This window comes from Paenibacillus sp. (genome assembly GCF_031177825.1).
GTDB lineage: Bacteria > Bacillota > Bacilli > Paenibacillales > YIM-B00363 > Paenibacillus_AE.
On record NZ_JAPSKE010000008.1, the window covers coordinates 138,070 to 156,289 of the forward strand.

At 58.5% G+C, this 18,220-nt stretch carries 20 protein-coding genes and 2 pseudogenes; 20 read left to right on the forward strand and 2 right to left on the reverse strand.

Annotated elements, in window-relative coordinates; all coding sequences use genetic code 11:
- The 7 genes from RIN49_RS12190 to RIN49_RS12220 all read left to right on the forward strand — a co-directional run bounded on the left by RIN49_RS12190 (window position 1) and on the right by RIN49_RS12220 (window position 5,641).
- Window positions 1–1,386 (forward strand): hypothetical protein, encoded by a 1,386-nt coding sequence (locus RIN49_RS12190; RefSeq protein WP_309120442.1) that lies wholly within the window; start codon window positions 1–3, stop codon window positions 1,384–1,386.
- A gap of 71 nt (window positions 1,387–1,457) precedes the next feature.
- Window positions 1,458–2,168 (forward strand): iron-containing redox enzyme family protein, encoded by a 711-nt coding sequence (locus RIN49_RS12195; protein WP_309120443.1) that lies wholly within the window; start codon window positions 1,458–1,460, stop codon window positions 2,166–2,168.
- A gap of 38 nt (window positions 2,169–2,206) precedes the next feature.
- The gene (locus tag RIN49_RS12200; RefSeq protein ID WP_309120444.1) at window positions 2,207–3,694 is read left to right on the forward strand and encodes an aldehyde dehydrogenase family protein; all 1,488 of its coding nucleotides are present in this window, start codon (window positions 2,207–2,209) and stop codon (window positions 3,692–3,694) included.
- Between the two features lie 45 nt (window positions 3,695–3,739).
- The gene (locus RIN49_RS12205; RefSeq protein WP_309120445.1) at window positions 3,740–4,213 is read left to right on the forward strand and encodes a GlcG/HbpS family heme-binding protein; all 474 of its coding nucleotides are present in this window, start codon (window positions 3,740–3,742) and stop codon (window positions 4,211–4,213) included.
- Between the two features lie 88 nt (window positions 4,214–4,301).
- Window positions 4,302–4,982, forward strand: coding sequence for a GntR family transcriptional regulator (locus tag RIN49_RS12210; RefSeq protein ID WP_309120446.1), 681 nt, complete (start codon window positions 4,302–4,304; stop codon window positions 4,980–4,982).
- Window positions 4,983–5,019: 37 nt separating this feature from the next.
- Window positions 5,020–5,307: a 2Fe-2S iron-sulfur cluster-binding protein gene (locus RIN49_RS12215; protein ID WP_309120447.1), complete on the forward strand. Its 288-nt coding sequence runs from the start codon at window positions 5,020–5,022 to the stop codon at window positions 5,305–5,307.
- Between the two features lie 31 nt (window positions 5,308–5,338).
- Window positions 5,339–5,641, forward strand: a complete 303-nt coding sequence (locus RIN49_RS12220) for a hypothetical protein (RefSeq protein ID WP_309120448.1) — start codon at window positions 5,339–5,341, stop codon at window positions 5,639–5,641.
- Window positions 5,642–5,779: 138 nt separating this feature from the next.
- Here RIN49_RS12220 and RIN49_RS12225 read toward each other — a convergent pair whose 3' ends face one another.
- The gene (locus RIN49_RS12225) at window positions 5,780–6,100 is read right to left on the reverse strand and encodes a 2Fe-2S iron-sulfur cluster-binding protein (protein WP_309120449.1); all 321 of its coding nucleotides are present in this window, start codon (window positions 6,098–6,100) and stop codon (window positions 5,780–5,782) included.
- A 105-nt stretch (window positions 6,101–6,205) separates the two neighbouring features.
- Here RIN49_RS12225 and RIN49_RS12230 point away from each other — a divergent pair, with 105 nt between their 5' ends.
- Window positions 6,206–7,015, forward strand: a complete 810-nt coding sequence (locus RIN49_RS12230) for an aspartate dehydrogenase (protein WP_309120450.1) — start codon at window positions 6,206–6,208, stop codon at window positions 7,013–7,015.
- A 4-nt stretch (window positions 7,016–7,019) separates the two neighbouring features.
- Here the strand turns inward: RIN49_RS12230 and RIN49_RS12235 are convergent, their stop codons facing one another.
- On the reverse strand, window positions 7,020–7,502 hold the full coding sequence (locus RIN49_RS12235; RefSeq protein ID WP_309120451.1) for an Hsp20/alpha crystallin family protein: 483 nt from the start codon (window positions 7,500–7,502) through the stop codon (window positions 7,020–7,022).
- A gap of 168 nt (window positions 7,503–7,670) precedes the next feature.
- Between RIN49_RS12235 and RIN49_RS12240 the strand changes: the two genes are divergently transcribed.
- The 12 genes and pseudogenes from RIN49_RS12240 to RIN49_RS12295 all read left to right on the forward strand — a co-directional run bounded on the left by RIN49_RS12240 (window position 7,671) and on the right by RIN49_RS12295 (window position 18,140).
- On the forward strand, window positions 7,671–7,910 hold the full coding sequence (locus tag RIN49_RS12240) for a spore germination protein (RefSeq protein WP_309120452.1): 240 nt from the start codon (window positions 7,671–7,673) through the stop codon (window positions 7,908–7,910).
- Window positions 7,907–8,122, forward strand: a complete 216-nt coding sequence (locus RIN49_RS12245; RefSeq protein WP_309120453.1) for a spore germination protein GerPB — start codon at window positions 7,907–7,909, stop codon at window positions 8,120–8,122. Before RIN49_RS12240 ends, RIN49_RS12245 begins: the two co-directional genes overlap by 4 nt.
- Window positions 8,123–8,181: 59 nt before the next feature.
- A complete protein-coding gene (gerPC, locus tag RIN49_RS12250) occupies window positions 8,182–8,814 on the forward strand; it encodes a spore germination protein GerPC (protein ID WP_309120454.1) in 633 nt (210 codons plus the stop codon).
- Window positions 8,815–8,819: 5 nt separating this feature from the next.
- Window positions 8,820–8,987: pseudogene (locus tag RIN49_RS12255) on the forward strand (spore gernimation protein GerPD); the annotation flags it as partial.
- 59 nt (window positions 8,988–9,046) lie between these two features.
- Window positions 9,047–9,439, forward strand: a complete 393-nt coding sequence (locus RIN49_RS12260; protein WP_309120455.1) for a spore germination protein GerPE — start codon at window positions 9,047–9,049, stop codon at window positions 9,437–9,439.
- Between the two features lie 247 nt (window positions 9,440–9,686).
- Window positions 9,687–10,450: pseudogene (locus RIN49_RS12265) on the forward strand (spore germination protein).
- A 208-nt stretch (window positions 10,451–10,658) separates the two neighbouring features.
- The gene (locus RIN49_RS12270) at window positions 10,659–12,365 is read left to right on the forward strand and encodes an ATP-binding protein (RefSeq protein WP_309120456.1); all 1,707 of its coding nucleotides are present in this window, start codon (window positions 10,659–10,661) and stop codon (window positions 12,363–12,365) included.
- Between the two features lie 16 nt (window positions 12,366–12,381).
- On the forward strand, window positions 12,382–13,335 hold the full coding sequence (gene corA, locus RIN49_RS12275) for a magnesium/cobalt transporter CorA (protein ID WP_309120457.1): 954 nt from the start codon (window positions 12,382–12,384) through the stop codon (window positions 13,333–13,335).
- A gap of 120 nt (window positions 13,336–13,455) precedes the next feature.
- The gene (locus tag RIN49_RS12280) at window positions 13,456–14,220 is read left to right on the forward strand and encodes a sugar phosphate isomerase/epimerase family protein (RefSeq protein WP_309120540.1); all 765 of its coding nucleotides are present in this window, start codon (window positions 13,456–13,458) and stop codon (window positions 14,218–14,220) included.
- A 237-nt stretch (window positions 14,221–14,457) separates the two neighbouring features.
- Entirely contained in the window at window positions 14,458–15,048 is a 591-nt protein-coding gene (locus RIN49_RS12285) for a DUF5317 domain-containing protein (protein ID WP_309120458.1), read from the forward strand.
- A gap of 488 nt (window positions 15,049–15,536) precedes the next feature.
- The gene (locus RIN49_RS12290; protein WP_309120459.1) at window positions 15,537–17,414 is read left to right on the forward strand and encodes a bifunctional diguanylate cyclase/phosphohydrolase; all 1,878 of its coding nucleotides are present in this window, start codon (window positions 15,537–15,539) and stop codon (window positions 17,412–17,414) included.
- 51 nt (window positions 17,415–17,465) lie between these two features.
- A complete protein-coding gene (locus RIN49_RS12295; RefSeq protein WP_309120460.1) occupies window positions 17,466–18,140 on the forward strand; it encodes an MgtC/SapB family protein in 675 nt (224 codons plus the stop codon).
- The last annotated feature ends 80 nt before the right edge of the window (window positions 18,141–18,220 follow it).

The window sequence follows — 18,220 nt, forward strand, 5'->3', positions numbered from 1 at the left end:
ATGAAGTCGGCGCTGTTCCTCGCCGCGATCGCCGCTTATCTGTGCCGAACCTTGTTTCCGCGGCTGCCCCTCGATGGGGTCGTCTCCGCAATATGCGCACTTATCGTCGTCGTCGTCGTCTTCTCCATCAAGCCGTCCGTTCGGATCCTCGGCGGGTCGTTCTTAGCGATCGGTTGCGCGTTGCTCGCGGCGCACGGCGCTTCTTGGGACAGCTATCTGCTATCGTTCGGAAGCATGTTGGACATCTTAAGCCTATTCGCGCTCATGCCGTTCGTCGCGATTCCGATTCAGCTCGGACGATACGCCGACCGGGTGCGGACGATCATTCGAAGCCGCGTTCGTCATTCCGGCGCGCTGTATGCGATCACGTCCGCGATGTCGTACTCGTTCAGCTCGTTCATGAGCGTGGCGGCGTTGCCGATGGTGTATCACACGATTCGTTCCTCCGTCGATCTGTATCCCATCGCGTATAAGGATCGATTTCTCAGTCGGGCCGTGACCCATGGCTTCGCCATGCCGCTCGTCTGGACGCCGGTAACCCCGATGGTGGGTTTGGTCGTCGAGATGACGGGGGCAAGGTGGTCCGCCTTATTGCCGATCGTCATTCCTTTAAGCGTCCTAGGGCTCGTGTTGGACGGGGTGACGGGGCTTTGGCTCTCGAACCGCAGAAGACGGCAAATCGGACGGGAGGTCTTGCAAAAAATGGCGGCCGCCCGCGAAAGCGGAGCGGAAGGCGACACCGAAAAGACGAGAGGGAAGCACCCGGTTCAAGTTCTTATCGTCATCTTCGCGTTCAATCTGGTCATATCCACCTTAGAACGCTATACCGACTTGAGCTTTCTCGTGCTCGTGACGCTTGCCGTTATCCCGTTCGCGTTCGCATGGGCGGCACTCATCGGGAAGGCGCGCGAGTTCGCGGCTCGCGGAAGAGAAGCGTTGCCGGATCAGCTCATGAAGATGAAGGATCAGTTTTTCGTCTTCTTAAGCGCCGGGTTCATGATTGCGGCTCTCCAAGCGACGGGAGCCGATCGCGTCGTCAGCCTTCGGCTGAACGAATTCAAGGACCTCGTCGGACCGGAGCTGTTTCTTTGTTTGATTCCGTTGCTGCCTTTCGTCCTGGCGTTCGTCGGCATACATCCGGCGGTCGCGTTGGCGGTTGCGGCGGGCTCGCTCCGACCGGATACGCTCGGCATTCCCGTCGAGCCGATCGCCGTGGCGATGCTGCTCGGAGCAGCCGGATCGTTCCTCGTAGGGCCATACAACGCTACGATCGCCATTATGTCGAGCCTGGTCGATCGCAGCACGTACCGAGTATCGAACTGGAATCTTCCGTTCGCTTCGGTCTTTCTGCTCTTAAGCATGATCGCTTTATACCTCATTCAATAAATGGTATACAATATACCAAATTTCAATATTCTTAATTAATCGATTCCATTTTCGAGAGGAGCGTATTCCCGATGACACTTATCGCAACGAAGCCGCAATTCATGAACAAAGAGGAATTTCGCCGCGCACTGGAGCAAGCCATCGAAGGAAATGCCGTAGCGAAGGCGCCTTTCACGACGATGTGGGCGAACGGAGAGCTGCAGAAGGAACATTTCGCCCGGTGGGTTGAGCAGCATTACGCGTATGTCGGTCCCTTCGCGGAATATTTGGCTTACATCTACGCGAATTGCCCTCATGAGGACGCCAGAGACTTCTTGCTTCAAAACATGTGGGAGGAGGAGCTCGGCGGCGATCGTCACACGGATCTGCTCATCCGCTTCGGCGAAGCGTGCGGGACGACGCGGGAGCGCATCGTCGGTATGAAGGATCTGCTCCCGGAGACGATCGGTCTCCAATCATGGTGTTACCGAATGGCATTTAAAGAAAATTACTTGTACGCGACAGCCGCGCTCGTCGTCGGATTGGAGTCGCAGGTGCCTGCGATCTACCGCCGTCAGACGCCGACGCTGCGCGAAAAATACGGCTTTACGGACGAGGAAGTGGAATTTTTCGATCTCCATATCGTCTCCGATGAAATTCACGGCGAACGAGGGTATCAGATCGTGCTTGAATATGCGAAGACGGCCGAAGAGCAGCAGCGCTGCATCCAGATCGTCGAAGAAGCGACCAAGATGCGGAGAATGTACATCGCGGCGATTTCCCGGGAATTCGTCGGCAAATAAGCCCGGAACTTTGAATGGCGAAAGGAGGACCAACCGAGATGAAGGTCGATACGTCCGTGCGCACGTACAAAAACCTCATTAATGGAGAGTGGGTCGCCTCGGCCGGCGGTCTCGCCTTCGACAGCGTCAATCCGGCGGACGTCTCCGACGTGGTCGGCCGATTCCAAGCTTCGATCGCGGAGGACGCGGTCGCCGCGATCGAAGCGGCCGAGAACGCGTTCGAGTCGTGGAAGGCGGTCGCCCCGAGCAAGCGCGCCGAGATGATGAACAGGGCGGCGGACTTGCTGGAGGCGAATCTTGAAGCGTATGCGGCGGAGTTGACGAGAGAAGAGGGGAAGCCGCTTGCGAGCAGCCGGATGGAGGTGAAGCGCTCGGCGCAGACGCTGCGGTATTACGCTTACGAAGGGCTGAATGTGTCCGGCGATACGCTGCCTTCGGACGATCCGACGACGTTCGTCTATACGAAGAAAGAGCCGTTGGGCGTCGTGACGGTCATTACGCCATGGAATTTCCCGATCTCGATTCCTGCGCGGAAAATCGCCCCGGCGCTCGTCACCGGCAACACGGTCGTCTTTAAGCCCGCGTCGGATACGCCGCTGATCGCGTTCCGGCTCGTCGAAGCGCTGCAGGAAGCCGGACTTCCGCCAGGCGTGCTGAACTTCGTCACCGGCCCGGCTTCGAAGACGGGCGCGCCGCTCGTCGCGCATCCGGCGGTGAAGGCGGTCACATTCACGGGATCGACGTCCGCCGGCGAAGCCATTCATCGATCGGTGCGGCTATCCACGCGCGTCCAGCTCGAGCTCGGCGGCAAAAATCCGCTCGTCGTGCTGGAGGATGCCGACCTCGAATACGCCGCGGAGCTCGCCGTCAAGGGCGGCTTCGAATTGACGGGCCAGGCGTGCACGGGCACGAGCCGCGTCATCGTCTTGGACGCGGTGCACGACGCGTTCGTCGAGAAGCTGGTCGCGAAGGCGAGAACGTTGAAGATCGGCAACGGGCTGACGACCGGTACCGAGGTAGGACCGCTGGCGAACGCGAATCAGCTCGATACCGTGCTGAGCTACGTAGCGTTCGGCGAGGAAGAGGGAGCCAAGCTTGTCTGCGGCGGCGAACGGCTGACCGAAGGGGAATACGCATTCGGCTATTACGTAACGCCGGCCGTGTTTACCGGCGTGAAGCCGGCGATGCGCATCGCCCGGGAGGAGATTTTCGGACCGGTCATCGCGGTCATCCGGGCGAACGGTTTCGAAGACGCGGTCCGGATCGCCAATGACGTCGAATACGGTCTGTCCGCTTCGATCTGCACGACGGACGAAGCGCGGATGCGGTATTTCGTCGAACACAGTCAATCCGGAATGGTGAAAATCAACCGCCCTACGACGGGCAACGCTTATAACGCCCCGTTCGGCGGCATAAAGATGTCCAGCACCGCTACCTTCCGCGAGTCGGGCCGCGCGGCGCTTGATTTTTTTACGCAGGTAAAGACGGTATACCACGGCGCAATGCCGGTCGCGGCACGCCGCTGACAGCATTCCGTTCGTCGGCGGCAAGCAAGGTAGGAGGGGGAACGAATGAGATCGGTTCTAAAGCTGGAGCTGGAAGAAGCGAAAGCGATGATCGAAGCGGCGAAGCGCGCCGCGGCGGAGGCGAAGGCGCTCGAGACGATCTGCATCGTCGACGACGGAGGATACGTCGTCGCGATGGAGCGGATGAACGGCGCACGGATTACCGGACCGGAGATCGCCGCCGCGAAGGCGTTCACCGCGAGCGGGCACAAGCGCTCCACGCATCTGTTCAATCAGCCGGGCGGTCCGGCGACCACGACCGGGGAAGCGTTCGGCATCCACGCCATGATGCCCGGGAAGTTCGCGATCTTCGTCGGCGGCTTCCCGATCGTCGTCAACGGAGAGGTCGTCGGCGGAGTCGGCGTCAGCGGCGGGAACGGCGAGCAGGACACGGTCGTCGGCATGGCCGCCCTGCGCGCGCTGCAAGAGGCGCTCGGCCCCGAATACGAGGTCGCGACGCAGGCGGATATCAAAAAATAACCGCGGGGAGCCCCCTTTTCCATGAGTGTTGAACCCGGCTAATCGATGATTTACACTGAGATAAACACTCTTTTCGGGGGTATACCAAATGCCGGATTCGCAGCAGCTCGTATGGAGAGACGAAGAACTTAGTCCGATCCGCGACAAAGTGTACCAATATATTAAGCAAGCTATCGTTCAAGGCGTTTATAAATCCGGAGAGCGCATCGTCGAACGGGAGCTCGCGGACCGGCTGAACGTCAGCCGAACGCCGATTCGGGAGGCGCTCTTCCGATTGGAATCTCAAGGCTTCGTGAAGACGATGCCGCGCAAAGGCGTCGTCGTATCCAAGCTTTCCACGGAGGAAATCGTGGAAATCTTTACGATTCTGGCCTCGCTGGAGAGCTTGACGATGAAGCTGGCGGCGCAGAAGGCAGAGCCCGGCGAACGCGAAGAGCTGTCCCGGGTAATCGCGGAGCTGGATACGGCGCTTGCGTCGGACGACGGCCTCGAGGAATGCCGCAAGGTGCACTTCGTCATCCACGAAATCATATGCCGCGCGGCGCGCAGTCCGCGGCTGACGCAAATGCTGGACGGCTTGTCCGATTATATCCGCGCGTTCGCGAACGTCGGGTACGAGCTTCCCGGCCGGCTGCGGAAAGCGACGGAGGAGCATCGGGATCTCGCGAGAGCGGTGCGGGACGGCGAGGCGGAGCTTGCGGAGAATCTCACGAAAATCCATCTGGATCAATCCAAAAAGGCGTATTTGGAAGCATTGAATAAGAAGTAACCCGATAGGGTTCGCCGGAGACGGAGGGTTTGGTCGAATGCCGTATGTGACGTTACACCGGAACGGTCAAGTGTACCGGCAGGAGGTGAACGCCGACAGCAACCTGGTCGTGTTGGCCGGGGTCAAGAAGTTCCCATATCTCAACTACGGATGCGGAATGGGCAAGTGCACGAAGTGCGCCGTCGAGGTCGTCGCCGGAGGCGACCGGCTGACGGAACCGAATTGGAAGGAACGGAAGATGTTGGGCGACAAGCTGATCGCCGGTTACCGGTTGGCATGCCAGCTCTATATTTCCGACGATATCGAAATTAAACAAGATCTATAATATCCGACGCACCGTAAAGGAGGAGAACGAAATGAGCGAATTCATCTTGCTGTCCACGACCGATCGATATCGAACCGTCGTCGACAATCCTTGTCTCGAGAAGATAGCCGATTACGAATACTACTTCTTCGGCAAGAAGAAGACGACGTTCACCATTTGTAAAATCAAGCATCCCGAGAATGCGCGCATCGTGATCCAAGGCGTAGGCGAGGTGTTTCCCGACAATAGCATTCCATTGAAGGTGTTCCCGAAGTTCGACACGCCGGAGGAGATTTTGAAAGAAATCTTGGAGCTCGATATCGACGAGGAGAGCAAAGTCGTAAAGGCGGGGTAATTCCAAAGGAGGCAAGCGCGCGGCTTTGGTCCGCTGGCTTGCCTTTTTTTCGGAGGGGGGGGAGCGTAGGATGCGAGGGGAGCGCCGCGCCAAGGCCCCCTGGTTCCTTACACCCGAGGGCCTTGCTCTTCTTTCGGATTATCCGACCTGTGCGGCGTCGCTCGCCCGTTGCCTCGCCTCTTCGCCCCATGCGATCGTTGCGTCGCCGTCGACGAACGTCTGGCAGGCGAGCCGGAAGCCTTGCTCGATACTCTCCCGGCCGAGGCGGTCGATTTCCTTCTTCATTACTTTGCTTAAGGTCTCGCGGCCTTCCACGACGAATACCTTGCAGGTTCCGCAGAGTCCGCCCCCGCACTTATAGGGAATGGCCCCCTCGTATCGGATGGAGGCGCGCAGCAGGTTGGCGTCCCGATCGACCTCGATAGACTTCCCGGAAGTAATAAAACGCACCGTCGGCATAAGGATCCCTCCTCGTCGGAATAGCTAGAGTATAGCATATGGGCTTGGTATTTGGTATACCAAATACAATATTCTTAAAGATAGGAATAAGGGAGGCGATCGCGGATGAACCGCATAGGCATTATCGGGTACGGCACGATCGGAGAGGATGTCGCGGAGGCCGTTCGCGCGGGGAAGGCCGGAGACGCGTCCGTCGCTTCCGTCCTTGTCAGGGATAAGAGGAAGTACGTAGAAAACGGAAGGAATCACCCGTTCGACTTCATCGACGATCCGGATACGTTCTTCCTCCGAAGTCATGACGTGGTCGTAGAGTGCGCAGGGCACGAGGCGGTGCGGATGTACGGGGAAGCGGCGCTGCGCAGCGGAGCCGACTTTATGATCGTCAGCGTCGGCGCTTTGGCGGAGGACGAGCTGCTTCGCCGGCTCGTCGCGAAGGCGGCCGAGGCGGGGCGAAAAATCATTGTACCGTCCGCCGCGATCGGAGGGCTGGATCGAATCGCGGCCGGCAGCGTCGGACCGATGGAAGAGGTGACGCTCACGACGCGAAAGCCGCCGAAGGCATGGTACGGCACGGTCATAGAGCGGCAAGTGGATCTTGCCGGCTTGTCCGAACCGTACCTTGCGTTCGAAGGAGCGGCCCGGGACGCGGCGAAGCGGTTTCCGGAAAGCGTCAACGTCTCCGCCGCGCTCAGCTTGGCCGGCATCGGCTTCGACGCGACGAAGGTGAAGGTGTTCGCCGATCCGACCATCGAACATAACACCCATGAAATCGCGGCCCAAGGATTGTTCGGACGCATCCGACTAGAGATTCGAAATACGCCGTCCGACCGAAATCCGAAGACCGGCTATATCGTAGCGATGAGCGTCGTCAAAAACATTAGGGATCGGACAAGCCCGTTCGTCATCGGTACGTAAGTTTTCATTCGAACCGAACGAACACTTCCTCGAACCGTTCGTTCGAAGGCCGTTTCATCAGTTTGATCTGCAGCACCCCGTCCTTGAACAGAGCGCGGGCCGTGTCCGCGTACACGAGGGCGGGCAGCGCCACCGTCTGTTTCCCGCCGTTCGGCAGCCCTTCGACCCGCAGCCGCTGAACGGCCGCGTAGACGCGCAGCTGCCGCGCCTTGATCCGCTCGGGCACGACGAACCGAACGATAATATGACGATGCGTCTGGAACAGCTCGTACGAGAGCGGCCGGCCGGCGGCGGAGGAAGAACGGGACTCCTTGGCCGAAACCTTCTCTTGCTGTCGTTCCGGCGCGGCGAGCGCCTCCTTCAAAATGCCGTCCACGTAGTCGGTCACCCAGCGGAAGTCGTCCTGCGGGGCGCCGAACGACAGGCTGTCCTGCATCCACTTCTTGAACGTGTCCCAGCTTTCCTTGTTCCATTGGCCGTCGCTCATGATCCGTTCCTCCTTCGGCCGCCGCTCGATTTCGATGGTTCAGTATATGGAGGCGGCGACGGGTCGGTGACCCGATTTCCGTGAATGCCGCAAGCGAACCGACGGGAGGCACCTCTGGGCGGTTCCCCACATATGATGCGATATATTCCGGCGGGGAGGGGTCGACCCATGCCATCGATTGTAGGCAACGTGAAAATAGTGACCGTCGGTCCGAGCTCGATCGTAAACTTCGGGGACACGTATCAAATGAGCCCCAGCAGCACGTCGAAGACGTTCGCCGGCGCAGGGTCGTTCGTCACGGGCGACTTGTCGGGCACGCGGCAATTGATCAGCAGCACGAATACGAACGATGCGGACATCGCCGATTCGAACAGCAGCGGCGATCAAGGCGGGGTGGTCGGCGCATGAATTGGTCGGTACATCAGAGCATCGTCATCCACCAGCTTCGCGTCGAGAACGTCTCCAACTCTTCGGTGATTCAGATCGGAACGTCGGGGCAAATCAGTTCGTTGTCGAATCTATACAACACGGGCGGGTTCACCGAACCCGCGCCGGAGCCGCTCGGCACCCAAACGGGGCCGATCGTGCCCTTGCCGTCGCCCGCGCCGGCGGCGCGGTAAGCCGATTATCCCGCATTCCTCCTGCATATACATAGGGGGACGGAGGAGGGGGCGTTACCGTGGATGCCAAACAGTGGGCGGAGCAGCTGGCAAGGCTGCACGCCGAAAATGTGGAACTGAACGATCGGGTATGCCGGCTGACGGAACGACTGGAGCGACTGGAGGACGAAATCGATCGGTTGAAACGGAGGCCGGCGCCGACGATCGAGCGCATCGAATATCGATTCGATCAGCTGAAGATCGATACGCTGCAAGGCACGCTTCATATCGGCGTCCGTCCGGAGGACGCCGCGGGGGAGCCGATCTGGTCGCTGGGCGAAGCGGCCGTTCCCGAACCGACGATCGTGACGGGCGCGGAGCCGTCGCCGCCGTCGCCCTTCCTCGGCATTCGCGACGCGGTGCACCGCCACTTGGACGAAGCGGTTCCCCCGCTTTTGATCCGATTATGCGAGGCCGCGGAATACGATATCGATCCGGAGGAGATCGATCGCGTCGTCGCGGATCTTCGCGCGCAGGTCGACGTCCGGATCGCTCATTATATGAAATTATCGGAATACGACGCTACCCGGGAGCCGGCCGCGTACGAAGCGTCCGTAACGCGGCTTACGATCCGCGACGTCGATACGGCGATCCGGAACTTCGTCGCGGGCAAGCGTCCGCCCCCGCTCGATGAGGAGGAGAAAGGCTCATGATTCGCATGACCGTCGCGAACCGAGGGGTGTCCGTCGGTTCGATTCGCGTCGTCGGCTTGGCGAGCGCCTCGGTGCTGCTCGTCGGCGACGTCCAAACGATTCGCAATTCCAGTATTTTCGATACGCCGCCCGAATCGGTCATCGTCGGGCCGCTGCAGCCGCTGCCGCCGGAGACGGCGTACGAGGCGGAAGGAGAGACGGGGGAAGAAGACGCGGGAGAACCGTCGGCGCCGTGAACGGACGGCCGAGGGATTCCGTCGTCGGGGAGCTGTTCGTCGCGAGCGTCTCCTCCGCGAGCATCGTCTTGATCGGCGACGGCCGCATCGGCGACAGCCGCGCCCGCGCGATCGCCGTCAAGCGGGAGTACCCGATCTATCGGGGCGACGAAGGGAGCTTCGAACGATACCCGCTGTTCCGCGCGGCGATCCCCGAGCCGCCCGCGTTGTATCCCGCCGATGTCCGCTTCGTCCCCGAACGGTCGCGAATCGTCGTAGGGCGCGTCGACGTCATGGCGGCTTCAGCCTCCGCGATCGTACAGATCGGCTCGAACGGCGATCTGGCGAACGAATCGCGCCAGAAGCAATTTCGCCAGCTGCTGCCCGAATCGGCTGCCGCGCAGGACTGACGAATAAGGTTCGGTCCGGACTGGGAACGCTACCCGAAAAAGACAAAGTTGGCGGTTGTTATGAAGCGGAAGAAAATGCACTCCTTCTTCAAGCAAGTCAAGCGGGCGATGTTCGATCCGTCCGCCGGGACCGATCGCTTCAGCTTGGGGGAGCGTCGGACGCCGCAGCTCGACTCGGCTCGGCTTCGGGACCCGCCTGAAGGTCTGCCCGAAGATCCGCCCGACTTGACCGGCGATCCGGCGAAGGATGCCGCCGCGCTGCAATCGCTGTTCGGCGCGCCGCGCAACGGCGACGGCGACATCGCAAGCGAGCATAAAGAGAGCCATATTGGACGGGGCGGTCGCCATTCTGACCCCGGGCGTGAGGCGAGCCGTCCTGGTGCAGGACACGAAGGTCGAGCATCGGGCCGTCGGAGACGCCAAGACGGAGCTCGTCATTCGAGGTCCGCACGAAGGATTCGTCGAATCGCTCGAGACGAACGTCTCGCTCGTCCGCAAGATCATCCGCTCCGAGAATTTAGTTACCGAATACGTTCTATTGCACGAGTTTTACCAAACGAAAGCCGCTGTCATTTATTTATCCGATCTTGCGAACGAAAAGCTCGTCGAAGAAGTGAAGCTTAGGCTAGAAGGGATCAGGATCGCGAATACGCTCGTCCTCCAGCAGCTGCTGGAGGACGAGCCCATTCGCTCATTCCGACGCTGTCGGTCACCGAACGACCGGATCGGGCTTCGGGCGCGATCATCGACGGCGGCGTCATCGTGTTGTCGGGGAACGCGCCCTTCGCGATTTTATGCCCGACGACGTTATGGACGCTGTTCCACACGTCGGAAGAAATTTACACGCGCATGGTGTACGCGAATTTCGTGCGGTTCATTCACTTGTTCGCGCCAGGCGTGTATATCGCGCTCGTCAACTTCCAGCCGGAGATGCTGCCGACCGACCTGATGTTCCATATCGCGGGCAATCGCGAACTGCTTCCTTTTCCCACCCTGGTCGAGATCTTGTGAGCTCCACACGATTCTGTTCGGGCTGTCTTGCGTCAAGGAACGCCAGCCGGGCTTGTTGGGCGCGCTCGTCCTATGCGCCGCCAACGCGGCGGCGTTCGCGCACCTCTTATTTTCGAGGTGATTCCGAGAATCGCGGGAGGAAATCGCCGATGCGGAAGCGAATACGTAACCTAACTTAACACTCCTACGATAGATGGGGCGGTGTGCTGTGGTTCGGGAACTGGTCGTTAACGCTTCGTTGTTGATTTCCGGCTTGTATATCGGATCGTTGTTGTTTCGGCTGACGCCGCAGTCGATGGCGTCGTGGCGAACGTACATATCGTTCGGCTTGTATTACGGCGTCGTCGCGGCGGCGCTGCTCGCGTTCAACCAAGAAGGGGCGGGGGACGGCTCTCGAGGGTTTCATCTCGTGCCCGTCGCGATCGCCGCTCTTCACGGTTCTCCGCGGGCGGCCGCGATCGCGGCCGGCTTCCAGCTGCTTCTCGGCTGGGCGCTGCCAGGCGTAGGCTTGGACGCGCGCGTCGCCCTGGAGACGGCGGTCGTCGGTCTCGGCTCCGCCGCCGTCGCGGCCGTCGCCAAGCGGCGTTCCTCCGCCTGGGCGTGGACGGCGGCCCTGGTCGCCGGCTCGCCGCTCGTCGGGGCCGTCTTGAACGGCGCTCCGCGGGAAGGGCGATTATGGGAAGCCGTCGTCTTCGCGAGCGGCATGCTGCTCGTCTTATGGGGCGCGGATTCGTTCATTCGCAAGGAACGCGAACGGAAAGCGCTAATGACGGAATACACGTATTTGACGCAGCACGACCTGTTGACGGGGCTGCTCAACTTCCAAACGTTCCAAGCGAGACTGCAGCCGGTGCTGGCCGAAGGCAATCGGGTGTGCTTCATCTTGATCGATTGCGACGACGTGAAGTCGTTGAACACCGAGCAAGGCTTCCATACGGTGGACGGCACGCTCAGGAACGTAGCGAACCTGCTCCGGGCGTATTTCCCCGATGCTCTGTTGATGGGGCGATACGGTTCGGACGAATTCGCGGTCGTCTTCCCGATGCCCGAAAACTTGCCGGCGAGGCTGGAGAAGACGCTCGAGACGCAAATCCAAGAGCTGTCGGACATTCGGCTCTCGTACGGTTACGCCATCTACCCCGACGAGGCGAAGGACCCGAGCGCCTTCATCGCGCTCGTACAGCAGCGCATGCTCGAGACGAAACGGCGGCTGTGGCTGGAGCGCGAGGCGCATTGGCTGCATAACGAACGCTTGATGGCCGTCGGGGAGCTGGCCGCGGGCATGGCGCACGAAATCCGCAACCCGTTGACGACGGTGAAGGGGTTTCTCCAGGTTTCGAAGCAGAACGGATATAACGTGTCCGAGTATTACGACATCATCATGCACGAAATCAAGCGCATGAGCGATTTAACGGTCGAATTTCTGCAGTTCTCGAAGCCGTCGGCGCATCGTCCGAGCCTCGTCTCCATCCAAGAGTGCGTTCAGGCGGCCGTACAGCTGACGGAATCGGAAATTACGAGGAACGGCCACCAGCTTCAGCTGCAGGCGGAAGAGATGCCGCTCATGGCGCTCCTCGAGAAGGATAAAATTATTCAGGTATTGGTCAACGTCGTCCGCAACGGCATCGAAGCGATGGAGGAGGGAGGCGGCACGCTCGCGATCGCCGTCTACCCGCGGGGCGAATTCGGTCTCGTGGACGTGACCGACACGGGCGGCGGCATCACCGACGAGCACTTGGTGCGATTGTTCCAACCGTTCTTCTCGACGAAGTCGAAGGGGACGGGACTCGGATTGTCGATCAGTCAGAAGCTGATTAACGAGCATGGAGGGTACATCTCCGTCAGGAGCAAGGTGGGGATCGGCACGACGTTCACGATCCGCCTGCCGCTGGCGGATCGCGACGCGACGGCATAGGAAGGCGGAGGACAACATGATTCAGACGATCGCCGTAACGAAACACGGAGAAACCCTTCGCGGCGTCCCGATCGCTTCGCTCGATCGGGACGACATCGAATGGTATTGGGTCGACTTCTCGGAACCGACGGAAGAGGAGATTTTGCTGCTCGAAACGAGGTTCCGGTTCCACCCGCTCGCCATCGAGGACTGCCTGCAGCTGCTGCAGCGACCGAAGCTGGACCATTACGAGGCGTTCCATTTTCTCGTCTTCCATACGCTTCACCCGACGACGCTCGAGGCGGACGAACTGGACGTCTTCCTCTCGGAGCGGTATATCGTGACGTTCCATCTGACGCCGCTGCAGGAGCTGGACGAGGCGTTCGCCAAGTGGGATTCGTTCGACGAGGCGGGGAAGAAAGGGCCGCTCTTCGCGTTGTACTCGGTCGTGGACAAGATCGTCGATCAGTATTTCCCGTCCGTCTATCGCATTGAGGACGCCCTCTTCGATATGGATCAGCGGAAGTCCTCGGACTTGACCGATACGATTATGGATCAAGTGTTCGACATCCGCTCCGATTTGTTGCAGCTGCGGCGGGCGGTGTTTCCGATGCGGGAGCTGTTGTATCGCATTCTGAACAGCGAAAGAATCCAAGGGATGGGCGGCGAGCATCGGGCGTACTTCGCCGACGTCCACGACCATCTGCTCAAGCTGTCGGAGATGATCGAATCGAACCGGGAGATGACGGCCGACATCCGCGACAGTTACGTCTCCTTGAATACGAACCGGATGAACGGTATCATGAAGACGCTGACGGTCATTACGACGATCTTCATGCCGCTGACGTTCTTGGCGGGGATTTACGGGATGAACTTCTCCTATATGCCGGAGCTGAACATGAAGGGCGGATACTTCATCGCGCTCGGAGCGATGGCGCTGATCGGATTCGCGATGTTCTGGTGGTTCAAGCGGAAGGGCTGGTTCGACTAAGGACGGACTCGTCCGAGAATGACAGCCGGATAGTTCATGTGCAGGCGATATCGTATATGGACGATCGAGGCGAATCGGGGTACATTCAATACATATTTCTAACTAGGAGTTGAAGCAGTGATGACGAGATTGTCGATCGGATTGCAAATGTACACGCTTCGGAACGAGACGGCTCAGGACTTCCTGGGCACGCTTCGGAACGTGGCGGAGCTTGGATACGAAGGCGTGGAATTCGCCGGTTACGGCGGTTTGGACGCGAAGGCGCTTCGCGCGGAATTGGATGGAATGGGGCTCAAGTCGCTCGGCAGCCACGTATCGCTCGCGCGGATGCTGGAAGCGGCCGACGAAGAGATCGAATACGCGCTGACGCTCGGCAACAAGTATCTCGTCGTGCCGTGGATGGGCGAAGAGAAATACGCGACCGAAGAAGCGCTCGCGGAGACGTGCAAGCAGCTCGACGCCATCGGCGCCAAGTGCGCCGAGCGCGGCATCGCGTTCGGCTATCACAACCATTCCTTCGAGCTGCAGCGTACGTTCGGCGGCAAACTAATGCTCGATTATATCTTCGACAGCGTGCCGGCGGACCGTCTGCAGGTAGAACTCGATTCTTGCTGGGTCCACAACGCCGGTATCGACGCGGCGGCTTATATCGGCAAATACAAGGGCCGCATCCCGCTCGTCCACTTGAAGGACATGACGCGCGAGGGCGACAAAACGAACACGGTCGAGCTCGGAAAAGGCGAAGTGGATCTGCTCGCGATCGCCGCCGCTTCGAAGGAAGCCGGCGCGGAGTGGCTGATCGTCGAACAGGACGTATGCCAAAACCCGCCGCTCGAAAGCGTGGCGACCAGCATCGCTTGGCTCAAGAGCAACGGCCTTCGGTAATCCGAGGCGTCGGGAGTTTGGGCCCAGAACGAAAGAAGCAACCCTGCGAAGGGTTGCTTCTTTTTTCGTGTTCGGCCGCATTCGCAAATTGCAAATCGAGCTGCTTTCTTGAATTATCGCGGTAAAACTTGGCGTAATTATATTTATTTAACTTTTCTTCTAAAACCTGCTAGACAAATCAATATATCCATGATATATTGAAAACAGTTACAAGCCAAGAACGAGCGGAGAGACGACATGGTTTATGACGGTATCGTAATCGGATTGATCGTCGGGTTCGTCCGAGGAGGCGTCTTCGGCGCATTGCGCGGATTGTCTCGGTTGAAGCTTGTGGCCGGTTGGGTTTTCCCGGCGTTGCTGCTCTTTCAGTTCGTGTACTTTTACTTTCAGGGCAGGAACGAAGCGCTGCAGCAGTATACGGGCATTTCGATCATGGTTATTTATGTTATCGGTCTTTTGTTCGTCGGATTGAACCACAAACAGCCGGGGTTCAAGACAATTTTCGTCGGCGTGTTCCTGAATTTCCTCGTCATGGTTCTGAACGGCGGGGCGATGCCGGTGTCGCTCGAAGCGGCGTCGACGCTGGGACAGTATTACGCGGACATGCTCCAGAACAACGACGTCGTGTATAAACACGCGAAGCTGATGGAGGACACGAGGCTGCCCTTCCTGGGAGACATCATCCCGATCGTCGCGCCTTACCCGCGGCAGATGATTATCAGCATCGGCGATATCGTGATGAACGTAGGAATCTTTATGTTCCTGCAGAAGATCATGACGGCCGAGAAGAAGGGGCTCCCGAACGGAGCGGTTTCCACGCAAGCATAATGATGTAAACATACATACTCTATCGAATTCATTCGAAAATTTTGGGAGGGTTCCGCTATGAAGAAGAAGCTCGAAGGCATCCAGTTCGGCAAGTTGATCGTGAACGCCGCAATCGTCGCATCCGTCATCGTCGCATTGACTTCCGGCTACAAGTGGGGCTAATACGAATCTAATCGATTCATTCAAAACTATTCTCGAGGAGGAATTCGTAATGAAAAAGCGCTTGGAAGGAATCCAATTCGGTAAGTTGATCGTGAACGCAGCCATCGTCGCTTCGGTGATCGTGGCATTGACTTCCGGTTATAAGTGGGGCTAATCGGAACCCGACGAGAGCCGTTCTTAAGGCGTAACGCCTTAAGAACGGCTTTTTTTCATTTTTCCGATGCGGCCTATTCTATCGGCGGAGTTCTTCCTTCTTTCATTATATTAACCTTCGACTATTTCGTGTATAATAACGTCAGACTACTCGGAAATGCAGGTGCTGCAGGATGCTCCAGAGAACGAAGGCATACATCGACTCGCTTCGAGAACGTCAAAATTTATATGTGTTTAGCGTATGCGCCCTAGGCGTCGCGTTGTTCGCGGCGTTCGTGAACGCGCCTTCTTTCTCTCTGAACGAGTGGGTCCTATTGTACGCGCTCGTGGCCTCCGTCGTCGTGTTGAACCATCTGGACTTCCAGCTTCCGCCGAGCGGTACGAAGCAGTCCATGGATTCCGCCGTCATCTTAGCCGCGCTCTTCGTCCACGGACTCGACATCGCGTTGTACGTATTGCTGTTCAGCTACGGCATACTCGCCGCGATCCGAAGAGAGGTCGTGCTCTGGAAGCATCTCGCGAACTTCTCGATGTACGTGATAATGATCGTCGCCACTTCGGGCGTGTTCGCTTGGGCGGGCGGACGATTCGGGACGCTTCAGGTTACAAGCGTTTATATTTATCTTCTGGCTTTGGCCGTGTATTTCTTCGTAAACACGAGCATCTTCGGCGGCTTCCACGTCATTCAGGGCAAGCCGGCGATCAAGGTGTTCAACGGCGTATTTAAGGAATCGATCTCGGCGTACGCGAGCACGCTGCTGCTTTCGCTGGTGCTCACGATGTTGTTCGAGCGATCTCCCTTCTTCGGGCTGTTCCTGTTCATGGCGATCGCGGTCCTCATTTCGAAATCGTTCAAGCTGCTGTTCGAGCTATATCACTCCTTGTCCGAGCGGGCGATCATCGATCAACGCACGGGCTTGTACAACCATAGTTATTTCGAAGAAGCGCTGGAAAGCCGGCTGAACGCGTCCAAGAAGACGGGGGACGTGTTTTCCCTCGTGCTGCTCGACTTGGATAACTTCAAGAAATATAACGACGTCTACGGACATCTGAAGGGCGATCAGCTGTTGGAGTTTTTCGGAGCGCAGCTGAAACGACTTTGCGATCGGGACGGAGTCGTCGTCGCGAGATACGGAGGCGAGGAGTTCACCGTCATACTCCCGAACGTCGGCGCGGAGGAGGCGCTCTCGTACGCGAATCACATACGCAAGCGTATCAACGATACGTACTTCGAGGGCGTCGAGTTGTTTCCGCACGGGTGCTTGTCGTTCTCGGCAGGCGTCGTCCAATATACGCTCGATATTTACGATAAGAATCAGCTCGTCGACCGGGCGGATCAAGCGATGTATTATGCGAAAGCGCAAGGGAAGAACGTCGTACATATTTATAACGAGGACTCCATCCTGCAGCGGACGCTCGATATCGAACAGGACATTCGGGAAATCGAGCAGCAGCTGAATATATTTTTGTCGAAGGACGTTTACACGTTCCAGCACAGCAAGCGAGTGTACCGTTACGCGATGGAGCTGAGCGATCGGCTGTCGCTGACGGACGCGGAGAAGAAGACGTTAGTGCTCGGAGCGCTTATCCACGATATCGGAAAGCTGGAAATTCCGAGGGACGTCTTGAACAAGAAGGGCAAGCTGACGAACGAAGAGTGGGAGATGGTCAAGAAGCACGTGCTGTGGGGCAAGGAGATCGCCTCCACCAACGAGAAGTTCAAGCCGCTCCTGCCGCTCATCGAGCTGCATCACGAACGGTACGACGGCAAGGGGTACCCGCGCGGACTGAAGGGCGAGGAAATTCCCAAGCTCGCCAGAGCGCTGTGCGTCATCGATTCGTTCGACGCGATGACGACCGAGCGTCCGTATCAACGCACGAAGACGTTCCAAGAGGCGATCGTCGAGCTGCGCGCGCATGCGGGCAAGCAGTTCGATCCGGAGTTCGCGGAAGCGTTCATCGCGATGATCGAACGCGGGAGCTTCGATTGGAGCGAGGACGAGGAGCGGGACGGAACCGATACGACCTCGACGAATCCGGCGGCGGGATAAGTCGACGCGTCCGAGAATATGTATGAACTACTAGCGAAAGGGGGGCGACCGATGAGCGCCGTTCTTCTGAAGATCGGACTATCCGCCGTGTTCGGTCTGATCATCGGGATCGATCGGGAGTTAAAAAAGAAGCCTTTAGGCATGAAGACTTGTCTCGTTCTCGCGGTAAGCAGCTGCTTGCTTACGGTCGTTTCCATTCAAGCGGCTTACGACTTTCCGAAGCTCGATCACATGGTGATGGACCCGATGCGACTGGCGGCGCAGATCGTATCCGGGGTCGGCTTTATCGGCGCCGGAGTCATTCTGAAGCGCAACGACGACGTTATCAGCGGCCTCACGACCGCCGCGATGATCTGGGGGGCATCCGGTCTTGGGATCGCCGTAGGCGCGGGATATTATGTCGAGGCGGCGGTCGCGCTGTTGTTCGTCTTGGTCGGGGTCGACCTGATCCCGTTCTTGATGCGGAAGTGGGGTCCGGATGTCCTCACCTCGAAGGAAATTTTAATTTCGTTCATCCTGACGGATATGGAACACTTCGACGCGCTGAAGGCGCATCTCGTTCGGCACGAGGTGAAGGTCAAGGCGACGAAGGTGTCGGAGCTCGACGAACGAACGATACGGATCGAGCTGCGCGCGCAAGTGCACGAGCATAGCACGATCGCGGATATATTCAAGGATATTCGGGCGGAAGAGCATGTTAGTAAACTCGATGTCCGCTCTTTGTAGAAGGACGTCCGGCGCTGAACGCGTCGGGCGTTTTTTGCTATGAAGAAAAAGGTAGAAACATCATATGAATTATGTTATTT

Bases quoted from the DNA above. Each gene is read 5' to 3' on its own strand.
- RIN49_RS12215 (WP_309120447.1), top strand. From the start codon at position 5,020: ATGCCGTATGTGACGTTACACCGGAACGGTCAAGTGTACCGGCAGGAG.
- RIN49_RS12195 (WP_309120443.1), top strand. From the start codon at position 1,458: ATGACACTTATCGCAACGAAGCCGCAATTCATGAACAAAGAGGAATTT.
- RIN49_RS12205 (WP_309120445.1), top strand. From the start codon at position 3,740: ATGAGATCGGTTCTAAAGCTGGAGCTGGAAGAAGCGAAAGCGATGATC.
- RIN49_RS12220 (WP_309120448.1), top strand. From the start codon at position 5,339: ATGAGCGAATTCATCTTGCTGTCCACGACCGATCGATATCGAACCGTC.
- RIN49_RS12245 (WP_309120453.1), top strand. From the start codon at position 7,907: ATGAATTGGTCGGTACATCAGAGCATCGTCATCCACCAGCTTCGCGTC.
- RIN49_RS12240 (WP_309120452.1), top strand. From the start codon at position 7,671: ATGCCATCGATTGTAGGCAACGTGAAAATAGTGACCGTCGGTCCGAGC.
- corA (WP_309120457.1), top strand. From the start codon at position 12,382: ATGATTCAGACGATCGCCGTAACGAAACACGGAGAAACCCTTCGCGGC.
- RIN49_RS12290 (WP_309120459.1), top strand. From the start codon at position 15,537: ATGCTCCAGAGAACGAAGGCATACATCGACTCGCTTCGAGAACGTCAA.
- RIN49_RS12225 (WP_309120449.1), bottom strand. From the start codon at position 6,100: ATGCCGACGGTGCGTTTTATTACTTCCGGGAAGTCTATCGAGGTCGAT.
- RIN49_RS12200 (WP_309120444.1), top strand. From the start codon at position 2,207: ATGAAGGTCGATACGTCCGTGCGCACGTACAAAAACCTCATTAATGGA.
- RIN49_RS12230 (WP_309120450.1), top strand. From the start codon at position 6,206: ATGAACCGCATAGGCATTATCGGGTACGGCACGATCGGAGAGGATGTC.
- RIN49_RS12190 (WP_309120442.1), top strand. From the start codon at position 1: ATGAAGTCGGCGCTGTTCCTCGCCGCGATCGCCGCTTATCTGTGCCGA.
- RIN49_RS12210 (WP_309120446.1), top strand. From the start codon at position 4,302: ATGCCGGATTCGCAGCAGCTCGTATGGAGAGACGAAGAACTTAGTCCG.
- RIN49_RS12280 (WP_309120540.1), top strand. From the start codon at position 13,456: ATGACGAGATTGTCGATCGGATTGCAAATGTACACGCTTCGGAACGAG.
- RIN49_RS12285 (WP_309120458.1), top strand. From the start codon at position 14,458: ATGGTTTATGACGGTATCGTAATCGGATTGATCGTCGGGTTCGTCCGA.
- RIN49_RS12235 (WP_309120451.1), bottom strand. From the start codon at position 7,502: ATGAGCGACGGCCAATGGAACAAGGAAAGCTGGGACACGTTCAAGAAG.
- RIN49_RS12295 (WP_309120460.1), top strand. From the start codon at position 17,466: ATGAGCGCCGTTCTTCTGAAGATCGGACTATCCGCCGTGTTCGGTCTG.